Below are 18,666 nucleotides of genomic sequence, written 5' to 3' on the forward strand. Positions count from 1 at the left end.
GCCCGGCGGGAACTTCCCGCTCGCCGACGCGAGCTCGCCAGAGAGGCGGTTCCACATTGCCACGATCCATCTACCGTTCCACCGAGTACACCCAGCCCAGCGAGTCCAACCAGCTCATTGAGTCCAATCAGCTCATCGAATCCGGCCAGGAGATCGAGACGACGCCCGGCGCCGTCGAGGGCCGCGTTCCCGCCACGGTCGCCGACCACCTGCGCGCTGACGGCGTCTCGCACAGCTACGGCGTACGCAGCGTGCTGACGGATGTCTCACTCGCAGTCCCACCCGGCGCCCGCGTCGGACTGATCGGCGAGAACGGCGTCGGCAAGTCGACGCTGATGCGCATCATCGCTGGCGCGGAGCAGCCGGATCAGGGCGCGATCTCACGTCCCGCCCGCACCGGATTCCTCTGGCAAGAGGTGCGCTTCGCCCCCGGAGACACGCTCGGCTCGCTCGTCGAGCACGCGCTCGCCGAGGTGCGCGCGATCGAGCGCGAACTCGACGCCGCCGGGATCGCTCTCGGCGAGGCATCCGATGCTCAGGACCTCGAGCAGGCATCCGCACGCTACGACGCTGCTCTCGCGGCCGCGGAACGGGCGGATGTCTGGTCCGTGGACTCCCGGCGCGACCGTGTGCTCGCGGGGCTCGGCGTGTCGGGCATCCCGCTCGATCGCACGCTCGGCGAGGTCTCCGGCGGCCAGCGCAGCAGGTTCGCGATGGCGGCCCTGCTGTTGCGGCGCCCGGACGCGCTGCTGCTCGACGAGCCGACGAATCACCTGGATGACGACGCTGTGGAGTTCCTGCAGCGCCAGTTGGCCGGATGGGACGGCCCTGTGCTGTTCGCCAGCCACGATCGCGCGTTCCTCGACTCCGTCGCCACAGCGCTGGTCGACCTCGATCCGTCGCGATCGGCGCTCGCCGCGGGCGCCCACGGCGACGGTCAGGGGCAGCGTGGCGTTCAGGCTTCCGGCAACGGTGCGACGGTGTTCGGCGCGCCATCCACCGGCGAGGGCGCGTTCAGTGCCTACCTCGCGCACAAGGCGGCGGAGCGTGAGCGCTGGGAGCGGCAGTACCGCGACGAGCAGGACGAGCTGGGTGCGCTACGGCACTCGGTCTCGGTCACGGCGCGCGGTCTCTCCGCGCACGGCACGAGGGCTCCGCGCGACAACGACAAGTTCATCGGGGTCTTCAAGGGGCAGCGTGTCGACGCCGGGATAGCGCGTCGGGTGCGCAACGCCAAGGGCAGACTCGACGAGCTCGAACGCGACCAGGTGCGCAAGCCGCTTGCGCTGCTGAGCTTTGCGGGCATCCCGAGCGGATCGCACGCCCTCGAGGAGTCGGCAGGCACGCTGGTGCAGGTGACGGATGCCCGAGTCGACGGCCGGCTGCACGTCGATCGCCTGCGGGTCGAACCCGACTCGCGGCTGCTGGTCACCGGTCGGAACGGCGCGGGAAAGTCCACGCTGCTCGGGCTGCTGGCGGGCACCCTCGCGCCGGATGATGGAACTGTTGCTCGACGCAAGGCGCTCCGGGTCGGGCTGCTGGAACAAGACGTGCGGTTCGCCGATCCCACGGCGACACCCCGGTCGCTCTACGTGTCGGCGATGGGGGAGCGGAGGGCCGAACAGCTCCCGCTGACCTCGCTGGGTCTGCTGGCACCGCGCGACCTCGATCGTCCGGTCGGCTCGCTCTCGGTGGGCCAGCAGCGCAGGTTCGCACTGGCGCTGATCATCGCGAAGCCACCGCACGTGTTCCTGCTCGACGAGCCGACGAACCACCTCTCGTTGTCGCTCGCGGGCGAGCTGGAGGATGCCCTCGGCGGCTACCCGGGAGCGGTGGTGGTCGCCAGCCACGATCGCTGGCTGCGTCGCAGGTGGTCAGGAGACGAACTGCGGTTGCCCTGAGCGTCCGTTAACCTTCCCGTTCCCATCGTGTCGGCCACCGTTCGCCCGGTGCCGCCACGGTGGGCGCGTGCTGAAAAGATTCTCAGGTTTACTCGCCCTCACAGCAGGCCCGGCCCTTGTGCTCGCCGGGTTACTCGCCGTCCCGGCAGCCGCATCGGCCACCGAGAGCACCAGCCCGCTCCGCATCAATGAGATCGAGACCAACGGAACCCCCGACTGGGTCGAACTCATCAACACCAGCGCGGATGCCTTCGACGCCTCCGGCTATGTGCTGACCGGCCGAGAGAATGCGGTCACATACACGGTTCCCTCCGGAACGGTCATCCAGCCCGGTGCCGTCTTCTTGGAGGACGACGCTGACTTCAAACTCAAGAAGAGTGACCTGCTGAGCCTGTATGAGCCCGACGGCACAACGCTGGCCGACTCCTATGAGTGGGGAGACTTCCACCTCGACTCGTACGGCAGGATTCCGAACGGCACCGGCGACTTCGTGCAGCAGGCTGCACCGTCGCCGAATGAGCTCAACCCTGATCCCAGCACTCCCGGGGACGGCAACCCCGGTGACGGCAACCCCGGTGGCGACATCTCGTATCAGGCGGTGAAGATCAACGAGGTCAGCTCCGACAGTGACAACTACGAGCTGGTGAATACGGGAGACAGCGACATCGACGTCTCCACGTGGACTCAGACCGACAGCGGGCACACGCCCGGTCCGATCGATGCTCCCAACGGCACGACCGTCCCAGCACACGGCTACCTCGTGCTCGCCTCCAACCAGGGTCTCAGCGCCGGCGGCGACGCCGTCAGGCTCTACCTCGCGGATGGCACGACACTCGTCGACCAGGTGAGCTGGGGAAACAACGACGCGGAGCCCGGCACCTGGTCGAGCTGCCTCGACGCCACCGACACCTTCGTTCACACCGCGACGTCCAGCTTCGGCGAGTCCAACGCCACGGCATGCGCAGGCGAGATCATTCCGCCGAGCACTCCGGACAACGGCGGTCAGGTCCCCTGCCAGACCGAGGCTCCCAGCGGCAGCGGCCCAGCGATCCCCGGCGGCGTCGTGTGGCCGGGCAGCCAGGACTGGAAGGTCGCTGACAACGAGTGCGAGTTCGTGACTCCGCTCTCCGGTCAGGACGTCTCGGGCCTCGACATCGACCCGGCGACCCCGAACGTGATGTGGGCGGCGAAGAACAAGAGCCACATCTACCGCCTCGTGAAGGATGGCGACCTGTGGGTCCCCGACGCCACCAACGGTTGGAGCAGCGGCAAGGACATCGTGTTCCCGAGCGGCAGCGGGCAGCCGGATGCCGAGGGCATCAGCGTCGGACCGGATGGCTACCTCTACGTGACGACCGAGCGCGACAACACCGCGAGCGGCGTTCCGCTCGACAGTGTGCTGCGCGTCGACCCGAACGAGCAGGGCGTCGTGCTGCACCCGACCACGCAGTGGGTCCTGACCGGCGACCTCGCCGACGCGATCGACATCTCGGGCAGTGCCGACTCGAACCTCGGATTCGAGGGGATCACCTGGGTGCCCGACTCGTACCTCACGACGAACGGCTTCGTCGACCAGAGCACCCACAAGGCCTATGACCCCGCCGATTACCCGGGGCACGGCGACGGGCTGTACTTCCTCGCACTGGAGAAGAATGGTCACCTGTACGCCTACGCCCTGAACAGCGACGGCACGTTCCACCGCATCGCAGCGATCGACACCGGCATGCCGGCGATCGCCGACACTCAGTGGGACCCCGACGCCCAGCGTGTCTGGGCGGTCGCCGACAACACCTCGGCCGGCTCCACCACGTTGCTGAAGATCAATGACACCGGATCCTTCGCGGTCGACAAGATCTACAACCGGCCGACCGGGCTCCCGGACTACAACCTGGAGGGCTTCGCGCTCGAGCCGAACACGACCTGCGTCGACGGACAGAAGGGTGTCATCCGGTCGGACGACGGTAACAACGGCGGCCACTCGCTGTGGGCGGGCACGATCGACTGCGATCTGAACCTCGGGTCGCAGGGACCGGGTACGCCTGCGGGGACGACCTCGAGCGTGACCGCGACGCCGTCCACGGTTCAGGCCGGCGGGACGATCACCATCGATGCGACGGGGTTGGATGCCGGAACGACGTACTCGGTCATCCTGCACTCCGACCCGGTCACGATCGGTGGCGCGGCGGCCGACGCCGACGGCAACCTGACGCTGACCGCGACGGTTCCCGCCGACACGACACCCGGTGCGCACACGCTCATCGTCGCGACGGCGGCCGACCCGGCCACGGTGGTCGCGAGCACCGGTGTGACCGTGACGGCGGCGTCAGCTGCAGCTGGCTCTGGCGACCCCGCGGGCGGCACGACGAGCGGAAGCACGACGAGCGATGACAGCCTCGCCTCGACGGGTTCCGACTCGCTGCCGTGGGTCGCGATCGCCGCACCTCTGCTGCTGCTCGGCGCCGGCCTGATGCTGGCCCGTCGTCTGCGGGCTCGTCGCAACGACGCCTAGCCGATAACGCGAACACATCGCGGCCCTCTCGCTTCGGCGGGCAGGGCCGCGATGCTGTTTCATGGATGTCACTGTGGACATGTCGACGATGAATACTAACTGGTGTTTGACGATCACTAGAAAAAATGTTCGAATGAGGACATGAGGTGGAGCGGTCAGGAGATCTCGGTGGAGCAGGCGGATGCCCTGCCCGGCCTCGCCAAGCTGAACAACCTCGTCCGCTCCGTTCGCACGCCTGAGTTCGCGGGTGTCACGTTCCACGAGGTGCTCGCAAAATCAGCGTTGAACAAGGTGCCAGGTGGCGGCGGAGCCCTTCCCTTCGGCTGGACCATCAACCCCTATAGGGGCTGCAGTCATGCCTGTGCCTACTGCCTGACACCGGACACCCTGATCCTCATGGCTGATGGCCGGCAAAAGCCACTGGCGTCGGTGCGCGTCGGTGATCTCGTGATGGGAACTCGGCAGGCTGGCGGACATCGTCGTTACACCTCGTCTCGCGTGCTCGCTCGTTGGAATACGCACAAACGAGCCCATCGGGTGACTCTTGCAGACGGAACAGAGATCGTGGCGAGCGGCGACCACCGATTCCTGACCGAACGCGGGTGGAAGCACGTCACAGGTTCGATGGTTGGGCGTCACCGGCGTCCCTATCTGACCACGAACAATTCGCTCATGGGCTTCGGCATGGGAGGCGCGTCGGCGGCTCGCGTTGGCGATGTGGACAGCAGCGCGTATCGCCGCGGATACCTCACCGGGATGATCCGCGGTGACGGCAGGATGATCGCCAGGGACTACGTGCGAAGGAGCGGAACGATCAACCGTGTGCGGTACTTCCGTCTCGCGCGGGCGGATGACGAAGCGCTCGACAGATCACGCGAGTACCTCTCACGGGAAGGCATCGGTACAACTACTCGACCATTTGCTGTCGCCACGACCACGCGGCGGCAGATGGCGGCGATTCACTGCAACAGGCAGGGGAGCTTCGATGCGATCAGCGCTCTGATCGACTGGCCCGCTGATGCGGGCGATGAGTGGAGTCGCGGTTACCTCGCTGGGGTCTTCGATGCCGAGGGAAGCTGCTCGCGCGGTGTGCTGCGTATCTCGAACAAGTCTGAGCCGATACTTGCCCACATCGAAACGGCGCTCGAACGATTCGGAATCACGTATGTCCGGGAAGCCCCTCGCGACAACGGCGTCGTGTGTATACGGGTCACGGGCGGGCTGGCGATGCGCTCCCGTTTCTTCGATCTGGTGGTACCAGCGATCTCGAGGAAGGTGCAATTCGCCGGCCTTGCGATCACATCCGATGCCGACCTGCGCGTGACATCCATCGAAGATCTCGGCGTCGATCTCGACATGATCGACATCACGACGGAGACAGGCGACTTCATCGCGAACGGCGTTGTGAGCCACAACTGCTTCGCCCGCCCGACGCACCGCTACCTCGAGCTCAACATGGGGACCGACTTCGACCGCGAGATCATCGTGAAGGTCAACGTCGCCGAGGTGCTGCGCAAGGAACTGGCCAAGCCGAGCTGGGCCAGACATCCCGTGGCGCTCGGCACCAACACAGATCCGTACCAGCGTGCCGAGGGACGCTATGCGCTCATGCCGCAGATCATCTCGGCGCTCGCCGACTCAGGAACGCCCTTCAGCATCCTCACCAAGGGCACCCTGCTACGGCGCGACCTCGACCTCATTGCGGATTCCGCCACACGCGTTCCCGTTGACCTGGCCATGTCCATCGCGGTCTACGACGACGAACTGCAGAAATCAGTAGAGCCCGGCACTCCGAGCACGAAGGCCAGGCTCGAGACGGTGCGCGCCGTACGTGAACACGGTCTGGAGTGCTCCGTGTTCATGATGCCGATCCTCCCGTATCTCACCGATTCGCGAGCGCATCTCGACGCTGCGCTGACCGCGGCCAAGGATGCCGGTGCCTCATCCGTTCTCTACACCGCACTGCACCTCAAGCCGGGCGTCAAGCAGTGGTTCATGCTGTGGCTCGAGCGCGAGCATCCAGAACTCGTGCCGAAATACGAGGCGATGTATGCGACTAAGACCTATGCGCCGAAGGAGTATCGCGCGTGGCTGGCGGCTCGCATCAAACCGCTGATCGCCGCGCACGGACTGCTTCGAGGTGAAGAAGACCCGGTGACGGGCGGCGTCCGGTCGGCAGCGCTGAACGCGATGCGTGACGGCGAGGGTGAGCGAGTGCGTATGCTTGCGGAGCCTCCGCCCGCGCCTGTCGCCCCCGAGGAGCGCCTGACCCTCTTCTGAGCAATGCGGGCTGCCTCCTTGGAGCTCTCCGGGGTCGCCCGCCCTGCCGCCCTGATCGGGGTACACGAAGGGGGTACGGGTCGCGACCGCGTCGTGCCATAATCTGGTCGATGTCTCTCGGGATGCCTGCACAGGTCGCACGTGAAGCCGGGAACCGTGCGATCGCGACGTCGACGCAGGTCGGGGCGCTGATCTGCCTTGGCGCGGCTTTCATCTCCGTGCTGGCGCCGGGATTCTTCCTCATCGGGGGAGTGCAGTGGTGGGCGGCCGGCATACTGCTGCCGATGGCGGCTCTGGTCATCGTCGTGATGGTGACGGAGAGCAAGCTTGCGATGCTCGCCTACGTCGTCGTCGGATGTGTCTCGACCTTCGCCTATACCGTCGCCGTGCTCCAACAGACGCCCTCGTACACGAACACGAACCTCTTCGTGATCGCGCTGCCGCTGATCGCCCTCATGCTCATCGGCGGGTCAGGGCACGACACCCGCGTCGGGGTGCTCTGGGCGACTGCTGCATATGGGCTGGGCGACCTCGCCGTGTTCGTGGCCTCGGTGGTCGTCGGAAGACAGTTCCGCCTCGACTCCGTCTCACTGACCGCCTACGTGCTCTTCATGGCGCTCTTGCTCTTCCACGGCGTCACGCGGGGCTGGTACCGCGGCGCGCACGCGTTGATCCTCAGGACCTTGCGCGAGCAGCACATCGACGAGGTACGGCTCCAGGTCGCGGCAGAGTTGCGCGCTGAGCTGCACGACACGACCCTGAGCGAGCTGGCGGCATTGGCGACGGCGCAGCCCGGGCCGCTGGCGCCGAAGCTGCGTGAGCGGCTCGAGTCCGACATCCGTCACTGGACCACCGGTCCTCATCGCGCTCAGGAACGCCGCAACGTAAGCGATCGCACCGAATGGCGCGAGAGCGAGCTCGCACGGGCCATCGATCACGCGCGGGACTCCGGCCTCGTCGTCGACGTGACGGGAGACCGCCGGGCGTACGCGGAGTTGCCGCCTGAAGTCAGGCGCGCGCTCGGGCTTGCGGCCCGACAGTGCCTGGTCAACGTGCTCAATCACTCGGGGCAATCCAATGTCGAGCTGGCCGTGTCTGCCTCGCACGACGAGGTCTCCATCCTGATCGTCGATCCCGGCCGCGGGTTCGACGTCTCCGTCATCAGCCGACAAGGTAGCGACCGTCTCGGAATTCTGCACTCGGTCGTCGACCGAATCGAGCGGGTCGGCGGCAGCGTGTCGATCTACTCCAAGCCGGGAGCGGGAACGACGGTGCTGATGTTCGCGCCGAGGACGGGCGGGGGCGCGACCGAATGATCATGCCCACCCTTGACCGGGTTCCCGGTCGGCTGGATCCGATCGGCGCCGCCGCGGCGTGGTCACTCGCGCCGCTCACGGGCGGGCTCGCCGTCGCCTACGCCATTGTTCAGAGCGTGATGCACGCGAGCGAGATCATCCACCCCGAGATGGCCGCCGTCGCGATAGGTGCGTTGTGCGGTGCCGCGGTGGTTCTCGCTATCGCGGCTCATCCGAGCATCGCGCGCCTCAATCGCACCGCGGCGATCGCCGTCGTCGCCACGGCCGTGCTTGCGGCTCTGCTCTCGGCCGCATCTACCTGGGGCCACAACCGCCTGGTGCAGGATGACTGGGGCCAGGTCGGCGTCGGCCTGCTGATCTTCGGTCTGCTCTGGCTGCGACCGCCGCTCGAGCTTCTCGTCATGGGCGCGTCCAGCGCCCTGGTCGTCGGTCTGATCGCAGCCGAGCAGGCAGGCTCACTGCACATCGTCAACACACCGTGGGTCTACGTCGTCGTCGCGGCGACGCCGGTGCTGGTGTTCGCTGCGGTCGCGGCGACCTGCGGCGCCGTGATCAGCCGTTTCGCGTCGGAGTGGTCATTCACGGCACGCGCCGGGATGCGTGTGCTCGGGCCGGAGTTCCGCCAATTCGAAGAGGCGGAGTTGCATCGTGCCCAGCTGGCCGAACTGCGCGAGCTGACCCTGCCGCTTCTCGCGTCGGTCGCCGCGAAGGGACGGGTCACCGAGGGCGACATCGAGGCGGCGGCCCGTACTGCGGCGTGGTTGCGCGAGCGCGCGTTGCAGCAGGCGGGAACAACCTGGCTGGACCGGCTCGCCCTCGAGACCGGCATGAGGGATGGCAGCATCAACGATCCCGCCCGTCTCGCGCTTCACCTGCCCGCACAGGAGCGCGCCGTGGTCAGCGCATGCCTGATGGAACTGGTGCGCCTCGGTCTGATCGATCCGTCGAGCACGGCTATCTCGGTGTCGCGCACACCAACGGCGGAATCGTCCGAGCGGGCACGATTCGACCTGCACATCGACGGCGTCACGGAGTGGCGTCGGGCACGGCGCGCCATCCGCCCGTTCTTCAGCGTTCTCCGGTCGCTCAGCGGCGACGCCACATCTACGAAGGTTGGAACGACCATGACGGTGAGGTTCGGCTTTGAGGCCGCATGAGGCGCGCGGACTCGTGCGCGTCGGCATCCTCGACGACCACGAGGTGCTGCTCGACAGCCTGTCGAACTGGATCAGCGAGCGGGAGCCGCTGTTCGAGCTCGCCGTCGCGGCATCCAGCTGGGTGCAGCTCGTGCACTCGCCGGCCTTTCCCACCGACTTGGTGCTCATGGACCTGAACCTCGGAGAGAAGGTGTCCATCGAAGCGCGCGTCCGTACCTGCAGGGCGGCCGGCGCTGCGGTGATCGTGCTCACCGCGCTGGACACGCCGGAGGAGCGTGAGAGATGCATGAACGCCGGGGCACGGGCGTTCCTCTCGAAGGCACAGCCCGTTCGCGACGTGATGGCCGTCGCCAAGTCGGTCATGGGGCTGACGGATAACGAGCCGGACCACACGTCGAACGCCGTCCCCGCAACGCCGGCCACAGCCATGCCCAAGCTCAGCGACGGGGAGCGCACCGCCTTCCTGCTCTACGTCGAGGGCAACTCCACCACGCAGGTCGCGGCCGAAATGAATGTGCAGTTCGAGACCGCCAAGACCTACCTGCGCCGCGTGCGGGAGAAGTACGGAAGGGTGGGGCGTCCGACGAGCACAAGGGACGACCTGGTGCGTCGTGCCGCGGAGGACGGGTATCTGAGCTGATCCGCCTCTACGATGGCGGGGTGGCGAAACTGTACTTCCGGTTCGGGGCGATGAACAGCGGCAAGAGCACGGCGCTCCTGCAGGCCGCCTACAACTACGAGGAGCGCGGGCACCGCGTTCTGCTGGCGAAGCCGTCCGTCGACACGAAGGGCGACGCGGGAATCGTGTCGCGTCTCGGGGTGACGCGTGATGCCGACTTCGTGATCGGTGCCGACGCCGATCTCTACCACAGGTTCCAGATCCAACGGGAGCGCACCGTCTCGCGTTTCGGTCGGGATGTCAGCTGTCTCCTCATCGACGAGGCGCAGTTCCTCAGCGAGGCGCAGGTGGACGACCTGTTGCGCATTGCGATCCTCGAAGACATTCCCGTGCTGGCATATGGCATCCGCACGGACTTCCAGACGGTGGCGTTCCCCGGCAGTCGACGTCTGCTCGAGGTGGCTCACAGCCTCGAAGAGCTCAAGACCATCTGCCGCTGCGGTCGCAAGGCCATCTTCAATGCGCGCACCATCAACGGCGTGTTCGTGTTCGATGGAGACCAGGTCGCGATCGAGGATGGGGATGACGTCGTCTACCAGTCGCTGTGCGGCGCCTGCTACCTGCAGGAGAGCGGCGGTGTGCTCAACAACGGACGCCGCCGTTGGCCCTTGAACGGCGCGGCGGCGGCCTACGAGAGCGAGCCGGACCCCGACTTCACGTAGGCCCCACCGTGGCCCTGAGCACGCGAAGCGCGCGTCTTACCGTGGGTTGAGGAGCACGCGAAGCGCGCGTCTCACCGTGGGTTGAGGAGCACGCGAGGCGCGCGTCTCGAAACCCGCCCACGCAGGCATCGGGTTTCGAGACGCGCGCGACTGTGCCGCGAGCTCCTCAACCCGCGAGGCTGATGGGAATCCCGCCGACGCTGCTACGTTGCACCTTGGTGTGACCGAACTTCGCCGTGTGCCCCTGAACGTGCTCGATCTCGCCGGCCGTGGAGCCGGCCAGACCAATGCGGATGCCGTGGCGGGCAGCATCGGTCTCGCTCAGCTCGCCGAGCGGCTCGGCTATCAGCGGTTCTGGGTCGCCGAGCATCACGGTATGCCTGCGGTGGCATCCAGTGCGCCGGCGGTGCTGATCGCGGCGATCGCTGCACGCACAGAGGGCATCAGGGTGGGCAGCGGCGGAGTGATGCTGCCGAACCACGCTCCGCTCGTGGTCGCTGAGCAGTTCGGCACATTGCGCGCACTCTACGGCGACCGTATCGACCTCGGCATCGGTCGCGCCCCGGGAACCGACCAGGCCACCGCTGCGGCGCTTCGTCGCAGCCCCGACGCGCTCGGCGCGGAGGACTTCCCGCAGCAGCTTCTCGACCTGCTCGGCTTCTTCACCGGAGGGTTCGGTCCGAACGACCCCCTCGCCGGTCTGCGCGCCGTGCCCGGCCTAGGCGATCAGCCCGAGGTCTGGCTGCTCGGCTCGAGCGGCTACAGCGCTCAAGTCGCTGCCGCTCTCGGCCTTCCCTTCGCGTTCGCGCACCACTTCGCCGGCGAGCACACCGAGGAGGCACTGGCGCTCTACCGCGATCGCTTCCAGCCGAGCTCCACCCTCGACAGGCCCCACGCCATGATCGCGGTGAACGTCGTCGCGGATGCCGACCCCGAGCAGGTGCGCCTGCAGTCGCTGCCATCCGCCCTCTCGTTCTTGCAGATGCGGCGCGGCCAGAAACCCGAGCCGGTGTCGGTCGAGGAGGCATCCCGCTACGAGTTCAGCCAGCTGGAGCTGGACTTCATTGCTCAGCGCAACGCGCGTCAGGCTCTCGGCACGCCGGATGTCGTGCGCGATCGCCTGGCGTCCCTGTTGCGCTCCACCGAAGCGGACGAGCTGATGATCGCATCGGGTGCCGCCGAGCCGGATGCCCGTGCCCGCTCTCTGGAGATCGTTGCCGATCTCTTCGCCGACTGACAGTCTCGGCTCCCTTCATTTTCGTCCTTCTCCTTCTCTGGCCGCTTGTCAGATCTCTCGCGTCATTCACGCGATCTGCATGATTCCGCCGAATGCCGCGAGGAGTAGACCTGTCGTGACGGTCAGACGAATGTGCGTCGCTGCGTGGCCTCAGCGAGACGACCGCATCTGAGGAGACGCGATGACCACTGAGACTCCAAGCTTTCGCGACATCGGCTCGGGTGACGAGCTGCCAGAGGCCTGGGTGAGCCCCTACTACATCGACGACCTGAAGCTGCGGATCGCGGTCGCGAGGGTCAACGGAGCCCTCTACGCGTTCGACGACATGTACGAAAGCAAGAACGGACCCTGCCCCCTGAGCGCAGGTCTGCTCAAGGGCCGCGAGATCATGAGCCAGTGCGACGGCGCCCAGTTCGATCTGAAAACGGGCGAGTGGACGTCCGGCCCCGTCAAAGCCGACCGCTTGCGCACCTACGAGGTGAAGGAAGAGGGCGGCCGCATCCACGTGCGTGTCTGATAGCGCACCCACGCACTGATCGGCGCGTGCGATAGGAAAAAGGGCCCGGTGTGAGCGACCGGGCCCTTCTTGCATGGTTGGGTACCCCGCCTTGGGGCTCGGGCTTCCGTAGTGAAGACATGGGGACCCCGCCCGACAGCTGCGAGTAGTACGCAAGAAGGCCCGGTCAATGACCGGGCCTTCTTGCGTATTACGTCGGGGTGACAGGATTTGAACCTGCGGCCTCTTCGTCCCGAACGAAGCGCGCTACCAAGCTGCGCCACACCCCGGTGGCCTCGAATGGCCTCCATAAGAATACACGCTGCCCGGGTGCCCGATGACCAGCAGGCGGCCGCTCAGCCCTGTCCACCGCCGTGGCCGCCGCCGCCGCCGCCCTTGCCGGTACCGCCTCCGCCTCCTGGGGTCCCTCCGGCCGGCGGTGCGCCGCCTCCGCCGTTGCCCTGGCCTCCGCCGTTGCCCTGGCCTCCGCCGTTGCCCGGCGGGTTCGGCGCGGGCGGAGCAGACCGCGCGACTCCATAGATCAAGTTGTTGTCGGGTGGCGGGAAGCCCACGCCCCCGTACGCCTGGTCCAGCGCCGTCTGGATCTGTTTCACCACAGGGAACTTCACGTTGTTGCCCTGCACGCCGTTGAAGTACACGAAGTGCATGTCGGCCTGCCCGGAGATGAGCCCGAGCCACGTGGCCTGGGCGACCTTGCTGGTCGAGGTGACCAGCCAGTTCTCGGTTGCGTAGTCCGTGGTACCCGTCTTGCCCATGATCGGGATGCCGTCGTTCGGGTTCGCGCTCACGGCCGTGCCCGCGGTGAGCACGTGCTGAAGGGCCCACGCGACAGTGGCCGCGACGTTCGGTGGGATGGCCTGCGTACAGGTCGTCTTCGGAACGGCCATCGATGCGCCGCTCGAGTCGATGACCTTGTCGATCGCGATCGGCGTGCACATCTTGCCGCCGTTGGCGATACCTGCGTATGCGGTCGCCATCGTCAGCGGTGCGACGTAGTTCGTTCCGATGATCATCGGCGGATTGATCACCCACGGGTTCACCTCGGGGTTGGCCGAGTGCACGCCGAGGGCGGTGGCAGCGTTCGAGATGTTGCAGAGGTTGAGCTTGGTACCCATCATCGCGAACGCGGTGTTGACCGACTCCTCGGTTGCCTGCAGCACCGACATGGTGCCGCCCTCAGAGGATTCGTCGTTGGCGACCGGCCACACGACATTGCCGAATCCGTCGCCGCAGGTCGCGAACTCCGACTCGGGGAACGAATGCACGTTCGCGTTGACATTCTCGTAGAGGGTGTGCCCCGCCTCGAGCCACGCGATCAGGTCGAAGGCTTTGAACGACGACCCCGTCTGAAAGCCGTTCGATCCGCCGAAGTCGTTGTCGGTCGTGTAGTTCAGGGCGGTGGCGCCCGGCGGCGCATTGCCGCTGTCGTCGTACGACTTGTTCTCCGCCATCGTGACGACGCGACCGGTGCCGACTTCCATCGACACGTTCGCCGCACCGAGATCGAGGCCCGGATAGACCGGCGGGATGTAGCTGCTGATCGCCGCCTGTGCGACATTCTGCAGGTCGAGGTTCAGGGAGGTGTAGACCTTGAGACCACCCTGCTGGAAGAGATCTTCACGTTGGGTCGCGGTCTTGCCGAACGCAGGGTTCTGCAGAATCGTGCGCTCGACGTAGTCGCAGAAGAACCCGGCATCGTAGGCGACTGCGCTCGTGCATCCCGACACCTTCGGCGTGATCTTCGGCACGACCTTGGTCGCGACGGCCTGGGTGTACTGGTCTTTGGTGATCGTGTGGTTGTGCAGCATGCGGCTGAGCACGTAGTCCCTGCGGTCCTTCGCAGCAGCGAAGCCGTTCTTGGCCGTGTTGTCGAGCGCGTTGTTGCTCGGCTTGATCGACTGGTCGTCGATACGCAGATAGTTCGGATTGTTCAGGATCGCGATCAGCGTCGCCGCCTGGGGGAGGGTCAGGGACTTGGCGTCGACCCCGAAGTAGTACTCGGCGGCCGCCTGAATGCCGTACACCTGCCCGCCGAAGCCGACGATGTTCAGATAGCTGAGCAGAATCTGGTCTTTGCTGTACCGCTTGTCTAGCCCGATCGCGAAGCGGATCTCCTGCAGCTTGCGCTGCACGGTGACACCGGCGGCATCGCGGTAGCAGGCCTCGAACTTGGCCTCCTGCGTCTTTTGAACCGCAGCAGTGGCCTCGGGATCGACCGCATCCTCCTCATCGCACCGCTGAACGAGGATGTTCTTCACATACTGCTGCGTGATGGATGAGCCGCCCTGCACATCCTTTCCGGATGCCGTCGACAGCGCACCACGTACCGTGCCGTACAGGTCGATGCCGCCCTCGCTGTAGAACCGGGGATCCTCGGTCGCGACGGCGGCATCCTTGACGGACTGCGCGATGGCCGGCCACGCAACGTCCTCACGGTTCTGCGCATAGAACGTGGCGATCGGCACCTGCTTGCCGCCCTTGTCCGCATAGAAAGTCGTGGTCTGATCAAGAGGCTGCGGGGCGAGGTAGTCGGGCAGGCCGTCGAACACGCCCGTTGCGTTGCTGACGGCAAGAGACGTCACCGCTGCGGCAGGCGTGACGGCTGCGACCATGAGCGTGGCCGCGACCGCACTCATCGCGATGAATCCTCCGAGAGCGCCTAGGGCTCGGCCAGGTGATGTCACCCTTTCGAGGGTACGCTGGCGAGGCCCGCTCCCGCGACGTACCTCGCCGATGCGTCCGTCACGTGACGAAGGATGACCGGCGAACGGTCGCTCGCGGCTCATCCGCCCGTCGACGGCGGATTCGCGCCGGTGCCCGTCCCCGTGCCGGTGCCAGTTCCGGTTCCCGTCCCGGTGCCTGTTCCGCCGGTGCCCGTCCCGGTGCCAGCTCCCGTGCCGGTCCCGCCAGTGCCGCCCGTGCCGGTGCCCCCTGTGCCGCCCGTCCCTGTGCCGCCTGTCCCTGCGCCGTTTCCGTTGCCCGCTCCGTTCCCGTTTCCTCCCGTGCCCGGTGTCGTGCCCGATCCGGTGCCGGTGCCGCCGTTGCCCGCGCCGTTACCGCCGGAGTTCTGCTGGGTGGAATACGGCGACGTCGTCGCGCCGTACAACAGCGAGCTCGGCGGAGTGGCGAACTCGACGCCGCCGTACGCGCTGTCGAGTGCCTGCAGAATGGTGCGCGCCGCGTAGAACTTGGCGTTCGCGAGCTCCGATCCGTTGAAGTCGTAGTACTGCAGGTTGTCGGAGCCCGAGATCTGGCCGACCCAGATCGCGTTGGCGACCTTGGAACTCGAGGTCACGAGCCAGTTCTGCTCGTAGTTGTCGGTCGTGCCCGTCTTCGCCAGGATCGGTGTGCCGTCGTACGGATCCGCCGAAGTTGCCGTGCCGTCGGTGATCACGTGCTCGAGCGTCCACGCCATCGCTGCTGCGACCGTCGGAGGGATGGCCTGCGTGCAGGTCGACTTCGGAACGGCGACGCTCCCGCCCGTGGTCGTCGTGATCTTGTCGATCGCGACGTTGGTGCAGAACACGCCGTTGTTCGCGATGCCCGCGTAGGCGGTAGCCATGGTCAGCGGCGAGATGTAGTTGGTGCCGATGACCATCGATGGCACGATCTGGAACGGGTTGATCGTCGGCGATGCCGAGTGCACCCCGAGGGCTTCGGCCACCTTCGCGATGTTGCACAGGTCGAGCTGCGTCGCCATCTGCATGAACGCCGTGTTCACGGACTGCTCCGTGGCGTTCAGCACGCTCATCTCACCGCCCTCGGATGACTCGTTGTTGTAGACCTGGTACGGACTTCCGCTCAGCTGGCCGCCCTGGCACGACGCCGTGAACTCGTCCAGCGGAAAGTCGTAGCCGGAATAGTGTGCGTCCACGTCCTCGGTGGCGGTGTGACCCGCCTCGAGCCACGCCGCGAGGTCGAAAGCCTTGAACGACGACCCGGTCTGGAAACCGGCCGAGCCTCCGTAGTCGTAGTCCGTGTTGTAGTTGACGGCCGTCGTCGACGGGTCGCCGGTGCCCGCGCTGTCGTAGGTCTTGTTCTCGACCATCGTGGTGATGCGGCCCGTTCCTACTTCGACCGAGACGTTCGCGCCACCGATGTCCACCTGCGGATCGGTCGCGGGAACCCACGTGCTCAACGCGCTCTGCGCGGTGTTCTGCAGGTCGAGGTTGAGGGTCGTGTAGACGTTGAGGCCACCCTGCTGGAACTTCAGTGCGCGCTCGTCCGCCGTCTTGCCGAACGTCGGATCCTGGAGCAGAACGTGCTCGACGTAGTCGCAGAAGAACCCGGCATCGTAGGCGACCGCGGACTGGCATCCGGATTGCAGTGGTGTGATCTTGGGCGTGATCGGCGCGGTGATCGCCTTCTTGTACTCGGTCTCCGAGATCGAGTGGTGCACGAGCATCCGCTGCAGAACGTAGTCACGGCGTGCCTTTGTGGCCGCGTAGCCGTTCTTCGCGTCGTTGTCCTGCGCCGACGAATCGGGCTTGATCGCCTGGTCGTCGATGCGCAGGTAGTTCGGGTTGTTCAGGATCGCCACGAGCGTGGCCGACTGATCGAGCGTCAGCTGACTGGCGTTCACGTCGAAGTAGTACTTCGCGGCGGCCTGCACACCGTAGATCTCGCCGCCGAAGCCGACGATGTTGAGGTAGGACTGCAGGATGTCTTGCTTCGTGTACTTCTTGCTCAGGCCCATCGCGTAGCGGATCTCCTGGATCTTGCGCGAGATCGTCACGCCTGCGGCATCCTGATAGCAGCTCTCGAAGGTCTTCTGCTGCTTGGCCTGCACCTTCGCCGAGGCATCGGGGTTGACCTGGTCCTGCTCGTCGCAGCGCTGCACCAGGATGTTCTTCACGTACTGCTGGGTGATCGACGAGCCGCCCTGCACGGAACTGCCCGACGAGGTCGCCAGCGCACCGCGCAGTGTGCCGTAGATGTCGATGCCGCCCTCGGTGTAGAACCGGGGGTCCTCGGTGTCGACCGCCCCATCCTTCACCGTCTGCGCGATCTGCTTCCACGACACGTCTTCGCGGTTCTGCGCGTAGAACGTGGCGATCGGCACCTCCTGGCCGCCCTTGGAGGCGTAGAAGGTGCTGGTCTGGTCGAGCGGTTGCAGGGCGAGGTAGTCGGGGAGCCCGTCGAAGGTGTTCGTCGCGTCGCTCACAGCGAGCGAGGTGACGGCTGCCGTAGGAGTCACCGCGACGGTGACGAGAATTCCGGCGATCACACTCATTCCGACGAACGCGCCGAGAGCCCCCATGGTGCGTTTCGAGATCACCCTCAGAACGCTAGGTGACCTCTCTGGCCACCCCGTGGACGAAGGCTATGCCCGAGTTCAGAATGCGCTGTCCGGCCGATCACACGCTGTCGGATCACCGCCAGGACGTCGTGGTCCCTCGGTGTCTGTCAGCGCTCGTCGCGGGCGGGAACGCGTGGCACCAGCGTGAGCAGTGTTGCCTCGGGCCGGCACGCGAACCGTACCGGCGAGTAGATCGACGTTCCTAGCCCGGCAGACACGTTCAGGTACGCAGCGCGCAGAGCGTGCGTCCAGGTGCTCAGGCCCTTGACCTGGGTGCGAGGGATGTCGCAGTTCGTCACCAGCGCGCCGAAGCCCGGAACGCAGACCTGGCCGCCGTGGGTGTGGCCGGCGAAGATCATGCTGGCGCCGTTGGTGACGAACGAGTCGAGGATGCGTCGATACGGAGCGTGCGTGACGCCGATGGAGACGGAGGGCGCCGGCGCGTCGCCGGTGGAACCGGTCTCCGGCCAGATGCCGTCCGTGACCTCGGATGCCCGCAGCTCGTCGAGCGCGCCCGTGACGACGGCGAGGCGGTCGAAGCCGCGATGCGGGTCATCCACTCCGAAGAATTCGAGCCGGGTGCCGCGCACCGTGGCTTCGCCGACGGCGTTGTTGAGGTCGAGCCAGCCGAGCTCGTCGCGGAAGAACCCCGTGAGCTGCGCGGTGTCGAGGTTCGACGGCTTCACATGCATCGTCGACGGTCCGCCGAAGTACTTCAGCGGGTTCTTCGGGATGGGCCCGTAGTAGTCGTTCGACCCGTTCACGAACACACCGGGAACGCCTGTGAACGGCTCGAGCGCGTATCGGATGCCCTCGAAGCCACGTTCGTGCCCCAGATTGTCTCCGGTGTCGACGATCAGGTCGGGCGCGAACGCAGCGAGCGAGCGGATCCACTCCTGCTTGTCACGCTGCCAGGGAGCCATGTGCAGGTCGCTGAGATGAAGCACACGGATGGGCTTCGCACCTGCAGGCAATACCGGGGCGCTCACCCTGCGCAGGGCGTACCACCGTCGTTCGACGAGGGATGCCCATAGCAAGGCTCCGGCGGATGCCGCGCCGAGCGCGAGTGCGACCGTTCCGATCGCACTCGCGCTACGACGCCGTGACAT

Annotated in this window: 12 protein-coding genes and 1 tRNA gene; 9 read left to right on the forward strand and 4 right to left on the reverse strand. The window is 66.4% G+C overall.

Annotated features, from left to right (window positions below; genetic code table 11):
• Positions 1-56 precede the first annotated feature (56 nt).
• The 9 genes from ACYVDN_RS00185 to ACYVDN_RS00225 all read left to right on the forward strand — a co-directional run bounded on the left by ACYVDN_RS00185 (position 57) and on the right by ACYVDN_RS00225 (position 12,258).
• A complete protein-coding gene (locus ACYVDN_RS00185; RefSeq protein ID WP_460567246.1) occupies positions 57-1,901 on the forward strand; it encodes an ABC-F family ATP-binding cassette domain-containing protein in 1,845 nt (614 codons plus the stop codon).
• 67 nt (positions 1,902-1,968) lie between these two features.
• Positions 1,969-4,410, forward strand: coding sequence for a lamin tail domain-containing protein (locus ACYVDN_RS00190; protein WP_460567248.1), 2,442 nt, complete (start codon positions 1,969-1,971; stop codon positions 4,408-4,410).
• Between the two features lie 141 nt (positions 4,411-4,551).
• Positions 4,552-6,690: an intein-containing Rv2578c family radical SAM protein gene (locus tag ACYVDN_RS00195; RefSeq protein ID WP_460567250.1), complete on the forward strand. Its 2,139-nt coding sequence runs from the start codon at positions 4,552-4,554 to the stop codon at positions 6,688-6,690.
• Between the two features lie 110 nt (positions 6,691-6,800).
• Complete coding sequence (locus tag ACYVDN_RS00200; RefSeq protein WP_460567252.1) at positions 6,801-8,006, forward strand: sensor histidine kinase; 1,206 nt, start codon at positions 6,801-6,803, stop codon at positions 8,004-8,006.
• 2 nt (positions 8,007-8,008) lie between these two features.
• Positions 8,009-9,163 carry a hypothetical protein gene (locus tag ACYVDN_RS00205; protein WP_460567254.1) on the forward strand — a complete coding sequence of 385 codons (1,155 nt, stop codon included), beginning with the start codon at positions 8,009-8,011 and terminating at the stop codon, positions 9,161-9,163.
• Entirely contained in the window at positions 9,150-9,803 is a 654-nt protein-coding gene (locus ACYVDN_RS00210) for a DNA-binding response regulator (protein ID WP_460567256.1), read from the forward strand. Before ACYVDN_RS00205 ends, ACYVDN_RS00210 begins: the two co-directional genes overlap by 14 nt.
• Positions 9,804-9,823: 20 nt before the next feature.
• Positions 9,824-10,504, forward strand: a complete 681-nt coding sequence (locus ACYVDN_RS00215; protein WP_460567258.1) for a thymidine kinase — start codon at positions 9,824-9,826, stop codon at positions 10,502-10,504.
• 220 nt (positions 10,505-10,724) lie between these two features.
• Entirely contained in the window at positions 10,725-11,741 is a 1,017-nt protein-coding gene (locus ACYVDN_RS00220) for an LLM class flavin-dependent oxidoreductase (RefSeq protein ID WP_460567260.1), read from the forward strand.
• 181 nt (positions 11,742-11,922) lie between these two features.
• Positions 11,923-12,258, forward strand: a complete 336-nt coding sequence (locus tag ACYVDN_RS00225) for a Rieske (2Fe-2S) protein (protein ID WP_460567262.1) — start codon at positions 11,923-11,925, stop codon at positions 12,256-12,258.
• A 195-nt stretch (positions 12,259-12,453) separates the two neighbouring features.
• Here ACYVDN_RS00225 and ACYVDN_RS00230 read toward each other — a convergent pair.
• The 4 genes from ACYVDN_RS00230 to ACYVDN_RS00245 form a co-directional block, all read right to left on the reverse strand.
• A tRNA-Pro gene (locus tag ACYVDN_RS00230) sits at positions 12,454-12,527 on the reverse strand.
• 66 nt (positions 12,528-12,593) lie between these two features.
• A complete protein-coding gene (locus ACYVDN_RS00235; protein WP_460567264.1) occupies positions 12,594-14,894 on the reverse strand; it encodes a transglycosylase domain-containing protein in 2,301 nt (766 codons plus the stop codon).
• 146 nt (positions 14,895-15,040) lie between these two features.
• Entirely contained in the window at positions 15,041-17,536 is a 2,496-nt protein-coding gene (locus ACYVDN_RS00240) for a transglycosylase domain-containing protein (protein WP_460567266.1), read from the reverse strand.
• A gap of 128 nt (positions 17,537-17,664) precedes the next feature.
• Entirely contained in the window at positions 17,665-18,666 is a 1,002-nt protein-coding gene (locus ACYVDN_RS00245) for a metallophosphoesterase (protein WP_460567268.1), read from the reverse strand.

It is taken from the genome of Humibacter soli (assembly GCF_054779035.1).